Origin of the sequence: Bacteroides reticulotermitis JCM 10512, from assembly GCF_000517545.1 — a bacterium.
In the GTDB taxonomy this organism is placed as follows: domain Bacteria; phylum Bacteroidota; class Bacteroidia; order Bacteroidales; family Bacteroidaceae; genus Bacteroides; species Bacteroides reticulotermitis.
The window spans coordinates 39,378-61,383 of sequence record NZ_BAIV01000016.1; the positions used below are offsets into that span (position 1 = coordinate 39,378).

At 43.8% G+C, this 22,006-nt stretch carries 13 protein-coding genes and 3 pseudogenes; 2 read left to right on the top strand and 14 right to left on the bottom strand.

What is annotated here, in order from left to right; all coding sequences use genetic code 11:
* Positions 1 to 53: 53 nt before the first annotated feature.
* The 6 genes and pseudogenes from JCM10512_RS11035 to JCM10512_RS11060 form a co-directional block, all read right to left on the bottom strand.
* On the bottom strand, positions 54 to 1,190 hold the full coding sequence (locus tag JCM10512_RS11035; protein WP_148298375.1) for a carbohydrate porin: 1,137 nt from the start codon (positions 1,188 to 1,190) through the stop codon (positions 54 to 56).
* 38 nt (positions 1,191 to 1,228) lie between these two features.
* Positions 1,229 to 1,705, bottom strand: coding sequence for a hypothetical protein (locus JCM10512_RS11040; RefSeq protein WP_044163037.1), 477 nt, complete (start codon positions 1,703 to 1,705; stop codon positions 1,229 to 1,231).
* On the bottom strand, positions 1,693 to 2,154 hold the full coding sequence (locus tag JCM10512_RS11045) for a hypothetical protein (RefSeq protein ID WP_044163039.1): 462 nt from the start codon (positions 2,152 to 2,154) through the stop codon (positions 1,693 to 1,695). The genes JCM10512_RS11040 and JCM10512_RS11045 overlap by 13 nt, the downstream gene beginning before the upstream one ends.
* A 336-nt stretch (positions 2,155 to 2,490) precedes the next feature.
* A complete protein-coding gene (locus JCM10512_RS11050; RefSeq protein ID WP_044163041.1) occupies positions 2,491 to 3,057 on the bottom strand; it encodes a Crp/Fnr family transcriptional regulator in 567 nt (188 codons plus the stop codon).
* A gap of 37 nt (positions 3,058 to 3,094) precedes the next feature.
* Positions 3,095 to 4,032, bottom strand: a pseudogene (locus tag JCM10512_RS11055) (M48 family metallopeptidase).
* Positions 4,033 to 4,036: 4 nt separating this feature from the next.
* Positions 4,037 to 4,597: a LemA family protein gene (locus JCM10512_RS11060; protein WP_044163150.1), complete on the bottom strand. Its 561-nt coding sequence runs from the start codon at positions 4,595 to 4,597 to the stop codon at positions 4,037 to 4,039.
* 1,063 nt (positions 4,598 to 5,660) lie between these two features.
* On the opposite strand from JCM10512_RS11060, the pseudogene JCM10512_RS11065 reads away from it, so the two are divergent.
* Positions 5,661 to 9,881: pseudogene (locus JCM10512_RS11065) on the top strand (acyl-CoA dehydratase activase).
* A 5-nt stretch (positions 9,882 to 9,886) separates the two neighbouring features.
* Positions 9,887 to 10,504 (top strand): TetR/AcrR family transcriptional regulator, encoded by a 618-nt coding sequence (locus JCM10512_RS11070; RefSeq protein WP_044163043.1) that lies wholly within the window; start codon positions 9,887 to 9,889, stop codon positions 10,502 to 10,504.
* Positions 10,505 to 10,673: 169 nt separating this feature from the next.
* Here the strand turns inward: JCM10512_RS11070 and JCM10512_RS11075 are convergent, their stop codons facing one another.
* The 8 genes and pseudogenes from JCM10512_RS11075 to JCM10512_RS11115 form a co-directional block, all read right to left on the bottom strand.
* A complete protein-coding gene (locus JCM10512_RS11075) occupies positions 10,674 to 12,953 on the bottom strand; it encodes a DUF4906 domain-containing protein (protein ID WP_044163045.1) in 2,280 nt (759 codons plus the stop codon).
* A 53-nt stretch (positions 12,954 to 13,006) separates the two neighbouring features.
* Entirely contained in the window at positions 13,007 to 14,362 is a 1,356-nt protein-coding gene (locus tag JCM10512_RS11080; RefSeq protein WP_148298376.1) for a hypothetical protein, read from the bottom strand.
* Between the two features lie 33 nt (positions 14,363 to 14,395).
* Positions 14,396 to 15,394: a fimbrillin family protein gene (locus tag JCM10512_RS11085; protein ID WP_081741288.1), complete on the bottom strand. Its 999-nt coding sequence runs from the start codon at positions 15,392 to 15,394 to the stop codon at positions 14,396 to 14,398.
* 20 nt (positions 15,395 to 15,414) lie between these two features.
* A complete protein-coding gene (locus tag JCM10512_RS11090) occupies positions 15,415 to 16,524 on the bottom strand; it encodes a fimbrillin family protein (RefSeq protein WP_044163050.1) in 1,110 nt (369 codons plus the stop codon).
* Positions 16,525 to 16,679: 155 nt separating this feature from the next.
* Complete coding sequence (locus JCM10512_RS11095; protein ID WP_158332212.1) at positions 16,680 to 17,567, bottom strand: fimbrillin family protein; 888 nt, start codon at positions 17,565 to 17,567, stop codon at positions 16,680 to 16,682.
* 199 nt (positions 17,568 to 17,766) lie between these two features.
* Positions 17,767 to 18,690 carry a DUF5119 domain-containing protein gene (locus tag JCM10512_RS11100; protein WP_044163054.1) on the bottom strand — a complete coding sequence of 308 codons (924 nt, stop codon included), beginning with the start codon at positions 18,688 to 18,690 and terminating at the stop codon, positions 17,767 to 17,769.
* Positions 18,687 to 19,652, bottom strand: coding sequence for a DUF3575 domain-containing protein (locus JCM10512_RS11105; RefSeq protein WP_044163056.1), 966 nt, complete (start codon positions 19,650 to 19,652; stop codon positions 18,687 to 18,689). The genes JCM10512_RS11100 and JCM10512_RS11105 overlap by 4 nt, the downstream gene beginning before the upstream one ends.
* Before the next feature lie 1,366 nt (positions 19,653 to 21,018).
* A pseudogene (locus JCM10512_RS11115) lies at positions 21,019 to 21,839 on the bottom strand (alpha/beta hydrolase); the annotation flags it as partial.
* Positions 21,840 to 22,006 lie beyond the last annotated feature (167 nt).

The following is a 22,006-nucleotide window of genomic DNA, read 5'->3' on the forward strand; positions in this document are numbered from 1 at the left end:
ATTCTACTTAAATAAAAATCCTCAAGGAAGTGTTTATTTACAGAAAAACGAGTTCAGAACAGATTAATACCAAACTCCACCATAGCCGCCGTGACAACCGTTTTGGGATGCGAGAAGATTGTATAGAAGGTAGGTTTGATGGTCACGTACTTATTCAGATTATACCTCACAAAGACCTCAATCGTATGCTCCGTCCGGTCCCGGACACCATCTTCCTCTGCCGACTGATAATATAGTTGAGTAAGCCCAATGCCGGCGACATCGGTGCGCGAACGCGAAAAGAAACCACTGGCTATCAAACCAACAGCTGAATAGCCATACGCAACGTTGCGGTTCTTCACCGCATACGAACCTTGCAGAAAAGCACCTGCCGTTCGACCCTCACGCTGATAAAAATCGTGCTCGCCAAAGGCGTAAAAGGTATAGTTGTTCGCATAACTGCGCTCGACATCTCGAATCGACGGGAATCTCTTATTGTGGTAAACCGCTCCTATACCAAACATATGAGCGGGGAACTGTGTCGAGTCGGAAACATACTTCAGTTCGGTCATGGACAGAACTCCGTCTTTGCGTGGATTAGCACGCCACTTCATGTTGAAACGATCTTCATCAATATCCGCCACCCGGCCGTTGAACAAGGCAGTCAACGCAGACCAGTTCGCATTGATCTGGTAAGAGGCAGCCAATCCTAATCCGGCAGTAGGATAATTAGGCAGCGAATAGTTGAGAGACAATGTAGGGAAAGTGCCATACGAACTGCCCGAAAAAGCATCCGTAAAGGGCTGACACATAAAATCATCCGTGATATTCATCAAACCTCCTCGAATACCGAATCGGCCTAATTGCTGATGATACCATAACTCCCACGCCAGCAACGCATGGTTGCCCGCTTCGATGCTACAGATGGCCTGCATATCATAAATTGTTGTGGCGGAAACTCCCTTACCATGCGTACTTAGCACCTCCGCACTAAACGTCCCACCTTTCCACCAGCGGGCAGCTTCTGTATTCAACTGAAAACCTACGTCGAGCAATCCCATGTATTGCAACGAACGCCTGCCACCTCCACTGAAATTGTTTATCACATCGCCTGTGTAACTTACTTTAGGCAGAAAAGCTTTTTCATCCTGCGCATAACCTGCCGAACAGATACACACAGCGCACAAGATCACAACAATACCATTTTTCAATGTTCCAACCACTTATCTATATTTTACAGCCTTATCGATCAACTATTTTTGCTCAAAATCAACGCCTTTTTCAGGTTGGCGAAATCCTCCAGAAACTTAGTTCGGTCTTTATTGCCGATACGCAACGTATTCGCATGATCGTATTTGAAATGCTTTAATTTATGACTCGTATTTTTCAATGTCACAACCAGGCCTTCGTCGGTGAGCTTACACTTCACAAAAGGTTCTTTTTCATTATCACTGCGAGATACCTCAAAGCCATCCGCCCCAAAAGTAACCTGCTGCAGAGGGATCGATAAGTTGAATACCAGAAAACCATAAATATCTTTCAGCGTACCTAATATGTCGGGCGAAAAGTGCTCCTCTTCTTGCAGATGATAGAATAACTCACCGTCCAACACAATATCTTCCAGAATCTCCGCTTCGATGTTTTTGTCCCACAGTCCCAACTCTTTACGGCAATAATCCGAGAAGCGGAATATGGTATGTTTATCTGCGGAGGTCAGTCGAAGCAAACGGGTTTCCGGTTCGTAATTTCGCGTAATGCCTGATAGATCATCCGAAATTCATGTATGGTCTTTTCATCCGCAATCATAATCAATTTCGCCAGAATAAATTCCAAATCGACCAAGTCCGACCGCTTCATTTCCACCTGATTGTCATCATCTGCTTTTTTAAATATATCCTGCAGTGTATCAATAGCCAGATTATAAAGCGTCAATTTCTCCTCAAAGACTTTCTCATTCCGGCTCTTTTCTTCTTCCGTTTCGGTCTGTTTACTCAGTAGCACCATGGTGATAACGGCAGCAAATATAGTCCCGAAGATGGCCGAAGCAAACTCCTGAGCTGCATTCTGTTTCAAACTGGCAAACAAAGGTTCGAATGCGAGAAAAGCAGAGAAAGCGATTAGAAACACAAAAATGGCATTCCGGAAGTTTCCTTTTTTTCTAAATATATTCTTCATCTATCTCAATTTTACTAAATATTCAGGTTAGCAGACAAATATAATATATTTTCAATAAGAACCGTTGAAATAACTACAAAAAAGAATAGCAACGTCGAGAATCGACGTTGCTATTCAGGTCTAGTTTAGGAAAAGTGTTTTTGTAGTATTAATTAAACAAAAAGGGATTTAATACACCCACAGCATCACTTTGCTGCGGATACCAATTTACGAACATTTATTCAAAACAATAGAATCATTACTCAGTTAAGAGTATCTTACTCATTTATTTATCGTTAGCAAAGATACGGCAGATTGGCACGCAAGATTTTGACTTTTATCAAAAAGCGACCAAAATCAGACTTTTCTTCTAATCCGACTGAGTGTTTCCGGCGATACACCGAGATAAGAAGCGATATGTCCCAACGAAACTCGTTGCAACAGTTCCGGAAAGTCAGCGATCAATGCCGTGTACTTCGTCTTCGCACTTCGGGCGTGCAGCGAAGCAATACGCTCTTCAAACGCCAGACAATACTCCTCAACAATCTTCCGTCCGATATTGCTCAGTTCGAGATTGGTCTTATAGAGTTTGCTCAACGATTTTTTGGATATATAATAGATAGAAGAATCCTCCAGCACCTCCTGATATTCATCCGAAGGCAGGTGCGCGAAGAAAGACGAAGAAGTGAACGAAGTCATATTCTCGGTACAAAACCAACTTGTAATCTCTTTATCGCCCCGGTAATAGTAGAAGCGTGTGATACCCTTCTCCATTACATACAGACGATCGTTGATCTGTCCCTTTCGGGTCAGCAAAGCCCCCTTCTTCTTAAAGCAATGCCGCACATACGGCAACAGCTCCTGTTCCGTTTCTTTGGAAACAGGGCCGTACCGTCGTAAAGTTTCTATAAAAAAATGCTTCATGTTGCAGCGAAATTATTTTCACTACAACACATTTCGATTAAAATTGTTCCAGAATAGCGATTCGTTTTTCAATGGGTGGATGCGTAGCGAACAATCCGCGTATCCCACCCTTAGCCGGATGCTCGATAAAAAGCTGGGCAACGTCTTCACGTTCCACCGATTCCACCTTGGGGCGTTGCGAGATCTTCCGCAAGGCCGAAGCCAAAGCCTGTGGTTGCTTCGTCATTTCCGCCGCACCGGCATCCGCCATATATTCACGCTTCCGTGAAATTGCGAATCGGAGCAAGATCGAGAAGAAATACCCCACCAACCAAGCAAGGCGATCAGCAAAATGACCACGATAGCCCCGCCATTATTCTTATCACGTCCACGAGTCCACGATGATGTCGCGGCGATTCGGAAAGCGATTTCCGCGATGAACATGAAAATCCCCACAAATACAATCGACACAATCAGCAAGCGGACGTCCCGGTTACGAATGTGCATCAGCTCATGAGCGATAACTCCTTCGAGTTCCGCATCATCCAGCGTATCGATAATTCCACGCGTCAGCGTGACCGTGTAACTCTTCTTATTAATCCCACTAGCAAACGCATTGAGCGAATTTTCCTCAATCACATTGATCTTCGGCATCTCCATTCCCTGCGACATGCAAAGGTTCTCCACTAGGTTGTAAACCCGTTTATTATCTCGTCGTTCCAGCGTATGAGCCTGCGTAGCTCGTTGAATCATGCTTGTGTTGAAAAAGTATGCGATCAGGAACCATACGGCTACGACGCCGAAAACAATCGGAGCCGTATGCAACAATCCGTTCAAAGCCAACTCATGCGGTTGCACCTCTTCCGTGCTTTGGAAAGCGATCACATAAAAGAAAAGATAGACCAGCAGCAAGATCAGTGCCGGAAACATCAAAAGCAGCAGAGCCGTTTTCGTATTGTTCCTGCTCTGCTGGGTATGAATTCCTACGTAAGTCATAGGCCTAGAAACTTACCGTCGGAGCTTTATCCAACGTAGCACGGTCCGTACCTAGATCAAACATTTCCGCTTTATGGAATCCAAACATCGAAGCTACCAGGTTGGAAGGAAACACCTGTACAGCGTTATTAAGCTCTTTCGTAGCCGAGTTGAAGAAACGACGTACCGAAGCCAGCTTGTTTTCGATGTCGGACATCTCTTCCTGTAGTTGCAGAAAGTTCTGGTTAGCCTTCAAATCCGGATAAGCCTCCAGCGTAACTTTCAAACCCGAAAGCACACTCGACAACTGATTCTCGGCAGTAATCTTACCATCAATCGTGGTAGCCGACACAGCCTGATTACGCAGCTCAATAACCCGAGCCAACGTCTCCCGCTCATGCTTGGCATAACCTTTCACTGTTTCCACCAATTGGGGAATCAAATCGTAACGTTGTTTAAGTTGCACATCGATATCCGCAAAAGCATTTTCACGATTGTTGCGCAACTTCACCAGATTGTTATAAACTGCAATTAAAAAAATGACGATTACCGCCAGTATAATCAATAGAATAGCTACTGTTCCCATATACATTTATTGTTTTAGAATATATTAGAAGACAAAAATAATCAAATAGTTTAGATTTCCGCATAATTCAGCGTTTTTTCTTCCGTTTTTCGGGGTTTGGCTGCGCTACTCTCCCACGTGCCAATCGTCCCAAAAAGTGGTGGCTACTAATTGTACGAATTTAAGAAGTAGTAAAAAAGTAATAAAAGGAACCATTCGCCATCTTATCCAGCTGTTTTTAGCAGCATTTTCCTCCGTTTTTGAAAAAGACAAATTACGCCAATTTCGCATCGATTCAGCACTACGTAAAATCAAATAAGATTACAATATAATTATCAAAGTATTGATTATCTTAAAATTACAAAGAAATTAAATTCCTTTTATTCATCAACGATCATTCTTTACCGAATGGACAAATGGTCAAAAGGCCTATATAACTATATCTAAATTGGGTAAATCCCATTGACGCATTTTTCCGAAAATGAAAAATACGATCAATTATTCATTTATAAATAAGTATATATTATTTTACTTCAAAAATGCACTTAGGGGACACACCTCTTTATTATATTCAATAAATCAAGACATTCATATACTGCCGACTGCGCATATACCTACAAATACATCATGGCTCACCTGCTATTTTCAGGTAAATTCCATTCTCAGCTACAAAACTAACGAAGCACCCATAAAGAACGCAAAACACTTATAATCAATAACTTAACAGAAAAAAGATATCAATATCATTTTTATAGGTGGTCATAAGGGCCTTTTGTCTATTTGTCCAAATCCATTTGAGAAAAAAGAGCTAGATCTTTTTTAAATTCAACCTGATCTTTTCGATAAAACATCCTGATCTTTTTAAAATTCAACCTGATCTTTTTTCCAAACCATCAAACTCTCTTTTCGCACGCGTAAAAACATATGGTGAGACCGTCTACCTTCGTCAACTATTTACACAAACAAAATAGTTAAATAAAACTAATAAAGTTTGTCTATGAAATAAATCTTTATAGTTTTGCATCTGACACTACTGTCAAACACACGTGTTACATACCTATGTTCCACTTAACTAAAAATAGATATGCACGAAGATAACAGAGCTATACGACTAGGTATCGATGTAGGTTCGACCACGGCAAAAATGTTTTTACTCGACGAAAACAACCAAGCTATTCTTACCCGATACGAGCGACACAATGCCGATGCCACAGGTGTTGTGGAGCAATTCCTACGCGCCATTGAAAAGAAATACAGCGACCGCAGACTCTCGGTTAGTTTCACCGGATCGGTAGGTATGGGACTTGCCGAACGTCTCAACATCCCCTTTGTACAAGAAGTAGTAGGAGCCGCCACGTATGTCCGCACACTCTATCCGCAGGTACGCAGCATGATCGACATCGGTGGCGAAGACGCCAAGATAGTCTATCTTAAAGACAACGAAGCCACCGACCTTCGCATGAATGGTAACTGCGCCGGAGGCACGGGGGCATTTATCGACCAGATGGCCATCCTGCTTGGAGTAGAAGTCAGCGAACTCGACGCGTTAAGCGCCCGGGCACAACAAACACATCCCATCGCATCACGCTGTGGTGTGTTTTCCAAAACCGACATACAGAATCTCATGGCCCGCAACGTGAGCCGGTACGACATTGCCGCCTCCATCTTTCGGGCGGTAGCCGTGCAAACTATAACCACCCTTTCGCACGGATGCGAAGTAACCCCTCCCATCTTGTTTTGTGGGGGACCGTTATCGTTCATACCTTCCCTGCGTAAAGCCTTTGCCGACTACCTCGACCTGACGGAGGAACAATTTATTCTTCCGCCTCAAGCCGAACTCATACCGGCCTATGGCACAGCCTTGTGCGCTTCTCACCAAGTAGAGCACGACATTTCGCAACTGTTGCAACAAGTGGATGCGCTGGCACATCAGCCTGTCTCCTCCTCTGCGCCTACGCTGCCGCAACTCTTCACCGACGAAGCCGAACTGGATGCGTAGACAGCCGATAAACAACGCAACAACATAACCTATGCCGACCACATGCCGACGGAAGTGTATCTGGGCATCGACTCCGGCTCCACCACCACTAAAATTGTAGCCATCGATACGCAGGGACGCATAGTCTACCAATATTACCGCAGCAACGAAGGCGACCCCATCCGCACGGTGACCAAAGGACTGGAAGCATGGCACGAACAATGCCGCCTTGCCGGAGTAGACGTCACTGTAAAAGGCAGTTGCTCCACCGGCTATGGCGAAGACCTGATAAAAGCAGCGTTCAAACTCGACAACGGAGCCATCGAAACCATCGCCCACTACCTGGCAGCACGCCGAATCTCGCCCGACGTATCGTTTATACTCGACATTGGCGGACAAGACATGAAGGCCATCTTTGTAGAAAAAGGAGTCATTTCCCGCATGGAACTGAACGAAGCTTGTTCGTCCGGCTGCGGTTCTTTCATCGAGACCTTCGCCCGTTCGTTAGGTTATCCCGTAGAAGAGTTCGCCCGCATGGCCTGTACAGCCAACTATCCCCGTGATTTGGGCACACGCTGCACGGTATTTATGAACTCGAAAGTGAAACAAGCATTGCGCGAAGGGGCTTCGATAGGCGATATTTCCGCCGGACTCGCCTACTCCGTAGTAAAGAACTGTTTATATAAGGTATTGAAACTGCGTGATGCCGCCGTATTGGGCGAGCATATCGTAGTACAGGGCGGAACGATGCGCAACAATGCCGTAGTCCGCGCCTTCGAGCAACTCACCGGACAAAAAGTACACCGGAGTTCTTGCCCCGAACTGATGGGTGCATACGGCTGTGCACTCTATGCGCTCAATGCTGTCGAGCAGCACGACGTCAGCCTGCCCGATCTCATTCAGGCAGCCAAGTACACACGCCGGAATAGCCGGTGCAGCGGTTGCGAGAACCATTGTTATATGCAGCGCTATAAGTTTGAGAATGGCAATCAGTACGTGTCGGGCAACAAATGCGAGCGCATCTTTTCTAACCGGGGAGCCGACAGGCAAACCGGCGAAAACAGCTATCCGCTAAAGTACAATTTACTTTTCGACCGCAATGCAGCGCCTCCGCCCAACGCTCCTACCATCGGTATTCCCCGTTGCCTGAATATGTACGAGGAATATCCGTTCTGGCATACACTTTTCACCGAAGCGGGTATGGAAGTCGTACTCTCATCGCCTTCCACCTTCCTGCGCTATGAAGCCCATGTGCATGCTGTGATGTCGGACAACATCTGCTTTCCCGCCAAGATTGTGCATAGTCATATTGACGATTTGCTCAGCCGGAAAGTCGACCGCATCTTCATGCCTTACGTGGTTTTCGCTAAAGGAGACGGCAAGCATGAAGACAACAGCTTCAACTGCCCCATCGTGACAGGTTATTCCGATGTGATACGAAACGTTACCGAGATGAAAATCCCGCTCGATTCGCCCGCCATCTCGTTCAAACGACAAGACAACCTGAAAAAGGCGTGCACCGAATACCTGCTTTCCATCGGCATAGACCGGGCGCTTATTCCACTTGCCTTCCAACGGGCTGTGAAAGAACAAGAACGCTACGAGCAGCAATTGGTAGCACTCAACCGGAACATCTACGACCGCAGCCGCGAACAGGACGAGATTACCATCGTACTCGCCGGACGTCCATACCATGCCGATCCGTTGATACAACATAAGTTAGGCGAAATGATCGCTTCGCTGGGTGTCAATGTGGTGAGCGATGACTTAGTTCGGGGCGACCACTCCATTCAAGTGGACGAGAGCCACATGGTGCAGCAATGGGCGTATGTCAATCGCATACTCAAAGCAGCTACCTGGGTAGCCGACCGGGACGAACGTGTGCACTTTGTGCAGATGACTTCGTTTGGTTGCGGGCCCGACGCTTTCCTGACCGACGAAGTGCGCGACATTCTCAACCGCAAAGGCAAATCACTCACACTGCTGAAAATAGACGATATAAACAACATCGGATCGATCAAGCTACGGGTGCGTTCGCTGGTCGATAGTCTGAAATACAACCAACGCGGCGAGCAGTTGCATGCGGCTCAACCGTTTGTTACCACCCGTAAGTTTCAGCGTGCCGACCGGAAGCGAACGATCCTTGTACCCTTCTTCACCGGTTTTGTATCTCCACTGATTCCAGCGGCTTTCGAAGTGGCAGGCTACCATTTCGAGACGCTTCCCGTGAGCGATACCGAGTCGGCGGAATATGGTTTGAAGTATGCCAACAACGAGGTATGCTATCCCGCCACGCTCATTGTGGGCGACTTGGTGAAAGCGCTTGTCTCCGGCCGCTATGACTTGGAGAACACAGCGGTTGCCATCACACAGACCGGTGGACAATGCCGGGCCACCAACTACATCGCCCTGATCAAAAAAGCGTTGATCGATGCCGGATACCCGCAAGTGCCTGTGCTCTCGGTAGCCATGAGCGGCGATGTGACCAACGAGCAACCGGGCTTCAACATTCCGTGGCTTAAAGTGCTCCCGCTTGCTTTGGGAATCGTATTCTATGCGGATTGTATTGCCCAGTTCTACTATGCTACGCTGGCACGTGAAGCCGTTCCGGGAGTAGCCGACGGGCTACGCGACTATTACCTTACCGTGGCGCAGGACATCATTCGGCGTAATAAGATCGGTGAGCTATACGAATTGATCGGTATAGCGGCCAAATCGTTCAACGACGCCGCCGTTGTCGACCGTCAACTGCCGAAAGTGGGTATTGTAGGCGAGATCTATCTCAAGTTCAACTCCTTCGCGCATAAGAATGTGGTCGATTATCTGGCACATCGCAACATAGAAGTGAAACCTCCCCTTATGCTGGGATTCTTCATGCAAGGATTTGTCAACCGCAAGGTGCGGAAAGAGACGCATGTGGAGAAGAGCCGTATGCCGGAGTTCCTCGCCAATGCCGCCTACGCCCTTGTTGCCCGAAAAGTGAAGCAGGTCAATCGGCTCGCTTCACAGTTCCGCCACTTCACACCGTTTACCGACATTTTCGAGGAAGCTCGTCACGCCCGGGAGATCATATCGCTCTCGGCACAGTTCGGCGAAGGTTGGGGACTGCCTGCTGAGGTGGTTTCGTATGCCCGCAACGGGGTGAACAACGTGATCAGCCTGCAACCATTCGGCTGCATAGCCAACCACATCGTGTCCAAAGGGGTAGAGAAGAAAATCAAGGAGCTTTATCCACAGATGAATCTGCTCTCGCTAGATTTCGACAGTGGCGTGAGCGATGTCAACATTGCCAACCGCCTCTTACTTTTTACTAATCATTTTAAATAAGCGTTATGCCAAACAACGAAGACCATATAGAAAGACGTATCATAGAGACTGCCAAACAACTGTTTGTAGAAAATGGATTTGACAAGACAAGCATGAGTGACATTGCGGCTCAGATCGGAATCAACCGCCCTACCCTACATTATTATTTCCGTACCAAAGAGAAACTATTTCAGGCGGTGTTCGGCGAAATCATCGCGAAGGTCTTGCCACATGTACAGTCTATTTTCAATCAGAACATCCCGTTCTTCGAACGGTTGGAGCGGGTGGTCGACATTTACCTGGAGGTTTTTCTCGAGAATCCCATGGTCCCCCGATTCATTGTCAACGAGATCCACCGCGATCTGTCGCACTTGGTTGGCAGCATGCGTGAGTTGTCGCTCGACAATTACATAATCGAGATTGGCAAGGTGATTGATGCAGAGATGGAGCAAGGCAATATCAAGCGTGTGCCGATGCAAATGTTGTTCCTCACCCTTTACAGTCAGTTGGTGTTCCCTTTTCTGACGAAGCGACTCACGATGTGGTTGTTTTCGGAGAACGAGGAAGATTTCAAAGCATTCCTCCTCATGTGGAAGGATAACCTGCTAATGTTAATGCGGGCTATGCTGGAGGTGAAGCAGTAGAGCAGAGCTTGCACTTTTATAAAAGTAGGCTCGCTTGTAAGCCCTAGGAAATAGAGTGGTAAAGATTGAATATATAAAGTATAGGGGCTGTCCAAAAAGTTGGATAGCCCCTATTACTAAAAATCAGTTTTATCTGATTAGACTCTTACAGTCTCACATTCGAGTAATATCACTCAGCTACATCCTTTTTCACACAACGCACAGGGTTAGCTGAAGATGGAGCAATTGTAGCATTTGCAACAAAATAGGAAGTTTCAGGACGATAAACCAAATGAATACCTAAATGGGTATGTGTATTTGCCATATAACATGTACCGGCATCATAAGCCTGAGTTATTTCTCCAATAGGCGCTCCATTAGGCTGCCCTGCGGTATTCCAGTGCGAAATATAACCCACAGCCGGATACCAAACTACATTAGTATTTGAAGCTTCAGCATCCCCACCTGGCCAATAACGTACACCTACTCCTGTACGACCTGCCCCACTCGCTGCTGCCAGATTAGTGCCTGTATACATAGTATTGCCTGCTCTAAAGTCGCCTAAGAAACCATTACTGGTAGGTAATTGCCATCCTTCAGGACATGGATCATATATACTTCTTTCATCCACCAGAGAGGAATCGTACCAAATATTACCAGACTCAATCGAACTCCCATAAGATGTCCATTGATACCCATAAGTTGTTACTGAAATTGTATAGAAAGCTTGAGGCTCTTGAACTATTTCCTTGATTTCCTTCAGCGCCCCAGATGTCTTTATATTGGTCGAACTCAAAGGAGGACAAAATGGATCCTTGCGCCCAAATTGATAATATAATTGCCCCGATTTACCTGTCTTACTAAATACATGCTTATCACTTAACGCTCCCAGATAACGATCCATTATAACACCATTTCCATAACCTCCGCCTGGATTCCATGGTAGCCCGCCAGTACCAAAAGAGCCGTAACGATCCACATAGCCACCATTAACCTTATATTTATATATAGCCTGATCAACGGGTCCTGTAAAAGCATCCGGATTATAATCTGTTACCCACAAATGCCATGACCAAAGTATTTTGCCGCCAGCTTTCAGCGCAACAATATAATTACCGTTGGTCGCACTTGATTCAACTTTCACTTCAAACTCTCCATCTTCCGCTGTAGAATTGAAAGAGCCGCTATTCGTTGATACAGTTACGCCGGTAGCTGTCACGTCACTCCACAAATGAGATACTTCCCATGTGCCTGTAAGGACAGAGGATTCATTTCCATATCCGGCAGCAGTGCCTTTCCAATATTTATATACCTGCTTGATGGGAATAGCAAATGTTCTCTTACCAACAGCCGGAGGATTCAGTATATATGAGTTCGAGTAACCCTCAAAAGTAGTCAAATTACTAATACGGTCATCATCTTCGCCCAATCCGGCAACTTTAAGGGATGTAGTATATACTTTATTGGGCATTAAGTTATAGTCGACTACATTGTTCGCCCCAGGCACGATGCTAAAAGTGGCTTGATAACCTGTATTGTCCTCAACTACAATCTCAAAATAAGTAGCATAAGGCTTTTTCTCCTTCGTCTTTTCTTTCGAAGTAGCAGCAGTGATTACGCCTTGCTCGTTACGAGGAACATACCATGAGAACGAATATTTTCCGGCATTTAGATAATCAGATACGTCGGTAATAACATCATAATCGATCAGTCCGCTTTCAAACGGAAAGATATTCTCTCCGGTGCTAGTATCGTAAGGCACTAAACTCTGTTTTTCGGATACCTGATCGGCAAGAAGCATCTGTTTGGGAACATTACGCAAACGAACAGACTTTAACGTAAAGCTACTCAATTCTAACTTCAAATTGACTCTTGCCACATTACGCTTGAATGTAAGATTGAGCGCAGCGGGGGGAGCTGTAAAGTCGATTGTAGCTATATCACTCATAAAGAGATAATTTTTAGAGTCATCCGGATCTACATAATAAAGGTCCGACTCCTGAGTCAACTCTATTACTTTCTTGGCAACAACCGCAAATTGTTCACCGAGTTCTGGAGTCACCGCACTAAATTTAGCGGGCGCATTAGCCAACACAATCACTTTAGATAATCCTGTACATTGTGTTAAATCAACTGAAACTGCTCCGCCGGCTCCCAGGGTTGCATTAGACTTTCGTATAAAACGATCTAGTTCGTTAAACTGAAGAACCGTCATTTTCTTGACTTCTGCATTTGCACCGTCATTACCATCTAAGTCTTCAGGTACCGTACGTGTGAGCAGGCCATCGCCGTTCAATGGAATATCGTTTTCTCCAACATTCAGCATCTTATCTACCGTATAAGTAAACGATACTTCAACCGTTTCGCCCGTAGGGCGGGAGTCATTCACTTCATAGCGATCATCAGTGCACGAAGCAAGCAGAAGAACACCCAGTAGCAGTATGAACTGGTAATTATTTAATTTTTTCATAACAATTATTATTTAGTTTCTTCTATATCTTAAATGTATACAAGAGTTATATGCTATCCGCCTATACTCTCTTCTTTTTCTTCATTTCCTTCTTCCCATTCTCCGGGTGATCCGCCTAAGGGGAAAGTTTCTCCTGATATTCCACCAACTTCCTCATTGTCGTCACCACCATCTTCCCAACCCGGAGATGTTCCGCTTAAGATAAAACTGCCCAGTGTGCCACCTCCGACTTCTTCATCGCCGCCGCCACCATCTTCCCAGCCGCCACTTTCTACCTGCCAACTCACATCCCAAGTCACAGTAACCACATTCTCTTTCACATCTACATAGAATGAATACCGCTTGCCAGATTCCATATCTATTTCTAAAGGAATTGTGACATTCGAATCCTTACTGGATATCTTATTGCGAACAGTTACTTCTAGCGTGACAGTCCGCAGATAAGGTCTGCCGGTACCATTAAAGTTATTTCCAGACTTATATCTAGCCGCATACAGCGGTTCGTCGTCAATCACGTATTCCACATCACAATTGCCAGGCACTTTGTCTTCACTTGTACCCCGACGCCAAGCATATGCATAACTATTGATATTGGCTCCTGCCACCAATTCATCATGATATTGATAATTCACATTATTATAATTAATATGTGTCAGCCTTTGGAAGGGATTATACCAACCATTAGCTCCTACATCGAGCAGTCTTGGAAGGGCACCGGATGGATTTATTGAAAAGTCCAAACCCGTAGACGAGTAAAAATAAACTTTAATGGCAGCCGTAATGGGATATAATTTCACTCCGGCATCTACTGTATATATCGTAGAATTTCTTTCAACAGTTATCTTAAACGGATCATCAGGATTGTTGTCCTGCATGTCTCTATCCCAAGGATTGGAAACGTATACCTTATTATTTTTATCGCGGTTGTACTGTCTATAAAATACACCAAGGAGTCCGAGAGTAATTCCAGTCGCATCATAATAGGTTCCACTTGCAAACATTGGAATTCCGGGATAAAAGATTGCTGTATAATAGTCAGTACTTGTTGACCCGTATGTTCCCAACTTCTGCCCGGAGGCATTCCTACGAACAATACCATCAGCCGGATATTGATGCGGCCAATCCGACTTATTCTCCACAGGCACAAGCATGGTTTGGTTTGCATCGTAAGCGTAATATCCTCTCCAATTATCATTTCTTATTATAATCGGATTTTTCGATTTATCTGAAGTCGTACTTATAAAAGAATAGGTATCGCCTGTGCTAGGAAAAACATCGGATCGGGTAGCCAAAGAGTAGTCAACTTCATGCAATTCCTGTTCAGGTTGCACGGGTCCTACCTCATCACTTTCACTACACGCGTAAAAGGCAAGAAGCATTATTGGAATGATATATTTTATTCGATTCATATTTATTAATTGTCTTATCATCATACAAAGAGGTTATTCTACTTCGATAGGAATTGTGACCGTTTCATCAGCATCTTCCAACCAATCTACACAAACAGGAAAACCGGCATACTTCACAAAATTACTAACGTCTACTGCCACTACATATTTTTTACCTGCAAGTAATCCCTTTGCACCAGAGCCATCTACCACCTCAGACAGCTTGAATGTATAGGTTCCACCATTGTTGTGCAACGTTTCATTATCAAAATCGATCGTTGCCGAAACTGTAGCATCGCCTCCATCTGAAACTATCAGTTCAGGCATCATCACCGCACATGAGGCTACTTCGGTATTAAGGTTGGGATAATCAATACTCTGCTTGATTGTTTTATCGAATACGACTCCAAACTTATCTTCGGTCATAGTAGGAGATATCTTGCCGTTCTTTGCATCGTAGGTTCCAGCCACAACAAATTTTCGACCTGCTATCGAATATACGATCGATTTAATTGTCAGTTTAGGCCCGGCATATAGCTTACGTATTCTAAACTCAAGACAGGTCATCAGATGGTTGAATGTAAGGGGAATTGTTCCCATTGCTTGATTAGGCTGGTATGCCCACATATAGTCTTCATTGGTTGCTTCGGTATTTCCGATGCGAAACGGGACTTTAGCAACATCTGTCACCAGGTCGTTGTAAGGGTAATAGCCCACAACATCTAAGTTCGTATTATTATACCCTTGCAAAAGGGTGCTTGCATTACTTCCGTCCACATAATACGCCCAATTTGTACCGCTGTATATAGCTTTTATTCGGTCATAACCGGTTCTGTGCGGATTAGTAGTGGATTTGTTGTAGATTGCCAGACCCACAGAAGAACCACTGGGAAACTGAGTCCCGGTAATGATGGTACGGGTATCTGCCGGAGAAGTATTTTCTACTTGGGGCAGAATACGCATCTCAACATTCCCTGGTTCGAGAACGTTTTCATTGTTGCTGCACCCCACAAGGGCAACAGAACATAAACATATATAGATTATTTTTCTCATAATTGTTGGTTTTTAGTTTCTTACCACCAGCTATTTTCTCCACCAGGTTGATTGGGCATTGTGGCTCCTGTAACCCAATCAACAATTGTTTGGGATAAAGTTAAATCGACTTCATTGCTCGATGTATTGAACGTCATATTGTAGACGATACTCTTTCCCGCTTCATAGAAACCCTTTAATTCATATTTCTTCACTTCTTGCTCTGAAATAATCTTCCCGGAGGTTGTTTCAACTAAGTCATAATAAATATTCAAGATGGTATTCTCAATGCCTGTACCTCTTCCACTCAATTGTTGTGGAATAAACAAGAAGTAACCATCATTAGTGTTGAGTTGAACAGTAGAGGTTTGCGTATTCTTTATCTCTACAGTATTGGGATTCAATCCGCCATCTTTGTCGGGAGTTAAAGTAAAAGTAGGAAACCTACCGTTATCTCCCGGAGCGGGAAAAGTTACATCCCAGATTCCATCTTCCAAATTTAAAGTTCCGATGCCTGAAATATATTTGTATTCTATTGCGGTCACTTTTACTGTCAGCCAACTATTTGCATCGGCTGCATCACGTTTGGCAGTAAAACCTATTTTGGTCAGTGCATGCTTCATGGTAAATGGTACTTTACCTGCGTTGCTTGTAGCATAGGTCATATCAAGCTTATTTGCGTACAAGAGGTCAATCTGTTTGGTGACGTCAGTTGGCAGAAGGTATTTGATATAGGGTGATGATGCTACATCGGTTTCTCTATCGGGATACACTTCATCAAAAGTGCCCTCTACATCGGAATAAGGGGCGTAAGCAAAGAAAGAAACTTTGCGGTCGCTCGGCCAGTATTTAATTACTCCATCGTACTCCCAAGTGCCATTTTTCTTTATTACGGCTTTATTCAGAAAGTAGTCGGGAGAATTGCCTGCGGTATTACCAGCGCTCCATGCATTGGTATGTGAGTAGCCAAAAACACCAATCTTTTTTAAATCAGCTGTTTCTGTGGAAGTTCCTCTGGTGGCTTGGGAAGTAAAGCCGAAGCCAATGGCAGTATTGCCACCGGATGGTTGATCCATGTCGTCGGAGTCCGACGTACATGAAGCTATGCCTATAGTACCTACCAGACTAAGCATTATTAAGGCTGCATACATAGCTAACCTTCTTTTTCTAGTTTTCGGTTGGTTATTCATAAATTTTGTTCTCTCTATTTAGAACTGGCTGCAACGTGCAGTCTTCTTGTGACCGGGAAGGGACATTCAACCCCGCCCGGCCTGTTTATACCTAACTAGTTAATTTGAGCTAGGGATTAAGGAGTTGGTACTGGAACAGTCTGATCAGTTTCCCAAGGAGACATCTTAACTTCAAACTTAATATCATTCAAAGCATCAAATGTAAATTTAAAATGATACCTCGTATTCATTGCAAAAGTGAAAAGAGCCGGGGCAGCAACATTCGTAGGAATCTCAAATTCCTTAACACTACCAGATTCGTAAATATCTTTATACTCACCATCTATTGCCCTAAACGTTATGATAAGCCTTGTTGTACCAATTATCTCTTGAGGAAGAATCATCAAGCCTTCCTTTTCGGGAGTTAACTTCCCATTTCCATTAGGCAAAATAGAAATCCCTGCTTCCGGAAGTGAAACAGCATAAGTTTTATTTTGGTCTAATTGAGCTGGCTGGGCCCACGAAAAAGTCGAAGTTGCAGCAGTAGCAGCATCAGCTGTTAGAGTACTTGAATTACCCATATTTGAAAATTCAATTTTCTCAACAATAAAAGTAGCACCATCATTGGCATTCACCGCTTCAAAAGTAGCTAAAGAAAGAGCATGCTTAAAAGTTAGAATCACATTCTCATCATAATCATCTTTTACAACATTTGTACTAGCCACAAGAAAATCTTCTGCTTTTTTCGCATCAGCATTACTAGTAGGTACTGTATAAGCAATCGTTGCTTTCTTAAGTGCCTGTCCTTCGAATTTTGTTACATTTACAGATCCAGAAGGACTGTAAGCAAAGAAAGATACATCAGCAACATCTGGATAAAACTTAATGGGAGAATAACTCCATGTATTAGCATTTATTCCTCTAATAACAGCCATGCCATTCATTACGTCGTCAGCGAAATCGAAACTAGTGCTGGAACTCTTAATTGTCGACACTTTAAAGTCGCCAATGTTATCTTTATCCATTTCTGTAGTTCTCGTCTTATTCGTTACTGTACGAAATGCAATAGGCGTACCGTTGCCTTGATCAACGTTCGGATTCAAACCATCATCTTGCTACATCCAGCCAAAACCATTGCGGCAACTGCCGCCATTACTAAACTTTTTCTCATAATCTTGTCTTTTAATTAAAAAAATTGGGTTTAACAATAATATATTTTAGTTCTCACTTAAGTTCGATCACTTCATCTTCCCACTCTTCCACGTCGGCTTCAAAACCTCCACCTTCACCGGCACTGCCGCCTTCATCGGGCACATCAATGCCGGAATCTTCGATAATAATATGGAAATTGGTTCCATTGGATATCTGGTCGGTCACATCCCACGTCTTCTGCAAGATTCCTCCGGTAGAAGATGGATAGAGCACCTCGATGGTGAAATTGTTGGTTGTATTGTCTATCCGCCCAAACGTACGGAAAGAGCCTGTTATCATACTTCCACTCACATCGGCCGTTGCATTAAACAATAATGTAGATACAGTAGTGCTCAGCGTTCCCGAATTGAGGTAGTATGAGTTCGACATACCGGATATAGCTCCACGGGTGGCAGATATAAACTTCGTACCGCTCACACCTCGAACTTCAAACGTATAGGTCTGCATCACATTGCTGGGATAAAGATCGAGCGTAAGGTTTTCATCACTTTGATACACATCGAAAACATCGTTCTTGCCTACGTAAAACTGGGCGTCGGGCTCCGCTACCGTACTTTCGTCAGGAAACGTTTTGGAATAAGTAGCCCGCACTACGGAATTGCAATAAGCCTCTATCAGGTCGCTATGTCCCTCGTTACGGAAATAAATATTGTTGCCGTGATAGTTGTAACACAAGGTCATGTGACAAGAGCCGTGGCGAAGGTGTAAGGTTCCTCCCTCACACTCCAGGTCGTCCATGCCATAGGCGCTCATCTCATTGAGCGAGAAGAGATTGACACGCATGCCTTGCGTAGGGCGCGTATCGTCTTCATTCCAATGGATCACGACGTCGACCTTTTGTCTGTTCGCCGGAATATCCTCTCCGTAGTACAAACTCTTGTTCTTGCATGATACTGCACACAAGGCGGAAATTATAAGTATTATATATTTTTTCATCTTCTGCCTTTTAATTTATTCACATTTACTCCACTTCCGATCAACCATACCAAGGAGATCTTCGCTTTGGTGGGACCAAAGTAGGTACGGCTATGAGTGCTTTGCCACGGATACCGATTGAATTCAGGGTCGAAGGTGTACTTTTTGTACTCTCCACCCAAGTAACCTACTCCGATGCCGAACTCCAGATTCAGGCGTTTGGCTATCGGGAATGCATATCCGTAACTCAATCCGGCGGAGTAACTGCAATCGCTCAGGTAGCCTGTATCGGTATTGTACTTGATGTCGTAGGTTCCGCCCATTCCATACAATCCGAAGTAATGCCCGGTAAACGGGGTCTTAGATTTGCTACCCAACCATTTGCGTACTTCTATGCCGCCACTCTGAATGCGATGGTAGTAACGACGAGAGTCATCCGTATTCCACCACGACCACATGCCTTCTACTTCAAGCGTCCATCGGTTGCCGAGCGCAAATTCAAGTGCAACATTCGGCAAAAACAACGCATCATAGGCTATATTGGTCTTCAAGGCTATATATCTGATTTTCCTGTTACGGTCTTCGTCCTTCGGCTCCAGCTTTTCCATAACCATAGCTTGCTTCTCAATGTAGACGGTATCTACCCGAACCACTTCAATAATCTGCGGTTTATCGGCCACGCGAATGGTATCGTAAATAACAATGGGGTTGGTGTTGGTCTTATTGTAGTAGATCATACAGGCCACTACACCACGCAAGTCGGGGTAGATGTTTTGTATGATGTAGCCATAGGCATTATCGGGCAAGCGGCTCAACGCTATTTTCTTCTGTTCGGTATCCAACGGTCCGTCGATAATGTGGAGCACTTCGTCACGATGGGGCACATTGATGTCTGCTTCTACCATTTCTCTAAGCCCCGACCAGTTTTCACCGGTAGGAAAAGTCTGAATTTCATCGGCATGGAGGAAGGGGTAATTCTGCAAAAGATGGCTCTTTAACGAAAGTGCTCTATCCTCTGCCAAAACTTTATTGCCGGCAATACTCCTTCGGGAGAAGCTGTGGCGGAAATAGTAATTTTTTTGATATTTGCCACGAAGTCTTTGTTAGACAGTGCACGTCTTAGAATGTTCAATGAACGGGTGTTGCTCATGTAGTTTGCATCAAGGTACGAACTTGACACCCTGAAATGAAGTACTATTGGCTCGGATGAGCTTATATTATCATCATCAGGAAGACATTTATTTTTTTCATCACACAAGTAATAATCGCTTTCGTACTGACAAAAATAATCACTTTTGTCGGCCGATGCCTGTGTAATGGGGTAGAATACCAGTACAAAGAAGACAAGCCCATAAATCAGCTTGCGAGCTGACCAAACTTGTATTTTAAAAAATCCAAAATGCATATATAAACTCCTATCCTTATCTATTTTTAAATACGTAATCCTATTCTTTTTAATTTCAATCGGTTAAAAAAAATAATTAAATCAAAAAGAATGACTTCTTTTATCTTTTTCTACTAACCGTAACATAATAAACTCAAATCAAAACCATAACCTATAGAAATAATCCGGACTGGAAAATTTATTCCAGAAACCGAAAATATCCCTTTTATCCCAATTTAGCATTAATGAAAATACTTGTATGGCGTATAAATCATACCGTCTCTCTCTGTGTTTGTTCCGTTTTGATAAGAAATTAAAAGAAATAATCTTACATAAAAAACAGATATTCTGCCATGTTTAGCATGGCTCCAAATAGTTAAGTTTTCATCTTCTCTAGTTCTTGTATCAATAAGTCTTTTTCTCATTTACCAGACTATAGTCATCACACTCACATGCTCATTTTAAATATAATATAATAGCAGCTTTGTCTTCAATACAAAGTTATGCAAAAGAAACAATCAAGACTAGTTTAATTTCTAATTAAAAGTTAATTAAAGAATTTCCTTTGTTAATTAAAGCTTTCTTTAAGTTATTTTTGGCCCACATAGGTAATTTACGTTAATTATGTGACCCGAAACGCTTTTTCTCATTGTAAAATATTGAGTATTTATTGATAAAGAAGCTAAGTAAATATTATTCATTTTAATGAAAAAACGAGCGTCTATTTTGAGCACAAAAAGAAGGAAACCTACTCTTATTTCCGGCAAATAATACGCATAAGCAGAGTCAGAAAATCAAGGAAGTTTTCTCTTTTGAAAAATCTAACCATATACGAATTCCATCAAATTTAACCCATATGCCCTAGAAGCTTTTTGACGGGGGTAAGCATACAAAAAGGCATCCTGCTTTGTACACAGAATGCCGTATTATACCTATTTATATATAGGAGGTTTTATCTATTTGCGCATCCGAACGGTATCTTTACCCGAAGTTTTGAAACTATTGAGCCAGGATGTGAGTTCGTTGAGCATCTCATTCTTATAGAGGAAGCCTTCGCGTATGCCCCAACCGTGTCCGCCTGAGGGATAAACATGAAATACGGAAGGAACTCCTAGTTTATTAAGTGCGAGGTAGTAGTTGGCTCCATTGGCGGGAGGGACGACTTTATCATCATCGCTGAAAACAACGAAAGCACGAGGCGTTTCTTTGGTCACTTGCTTTTCGTTGGAGTATTGCACCTCTAATTCCTCGGAAGCGTCTTTGCCCAACAGATTGTCGTGCGAACCTCTATGTGTATACGATTTATCCATGGTGATGACCGGATAAAACAGAATCTGGAAATCGGGTCGCAACTCAGAAGTAGCATGAGTGGCAATGGTAGACGCCAGATGTCCGCCTGCGGAAGATCCCATGATACCAATGTCGTGCGGGTTGAGGTTCCATACATCGGCACTGTCGCGTACGGTCTTCATAGCTGCTTCGGCATCGGAGATGGGAAGCGTACGATCACCTCCCGGCATGCGATACTTGAGAACAATTAGGGCGATTCCTTGTTTATTGAAGAAAGGTGCCCAATCATACCCTTCGTGATTGACAGCTAACCCACTATATCCCCCACCGGGGCAAGCGACAATAGCACGTCCGGAGCCAATTCGGGCGCAGGAAGAAATACTCGCAAAGAGGGTTGGTTGATATCAAAAGGATTGCGGGCGTTTTGGGCTGTAAGCCGGAAGCCGTTCTGCCAAAAAAGCAGGCATAAGAAAAGGAGAAAAGTTTTTAGTTTCATAGCATCTTAATATTTAACTATTAATCATTTAGATGTGCGAAGATAGTTAATTTGCTTTTCTCAGCCTCGATTTGAAAGAAAAAAAAGAAGAAACCAGCAGAATAAATTCGAAATACAGCCGACGTTATTTTAACTTAAAAATCACACCTTTTATGAATAATATGTAT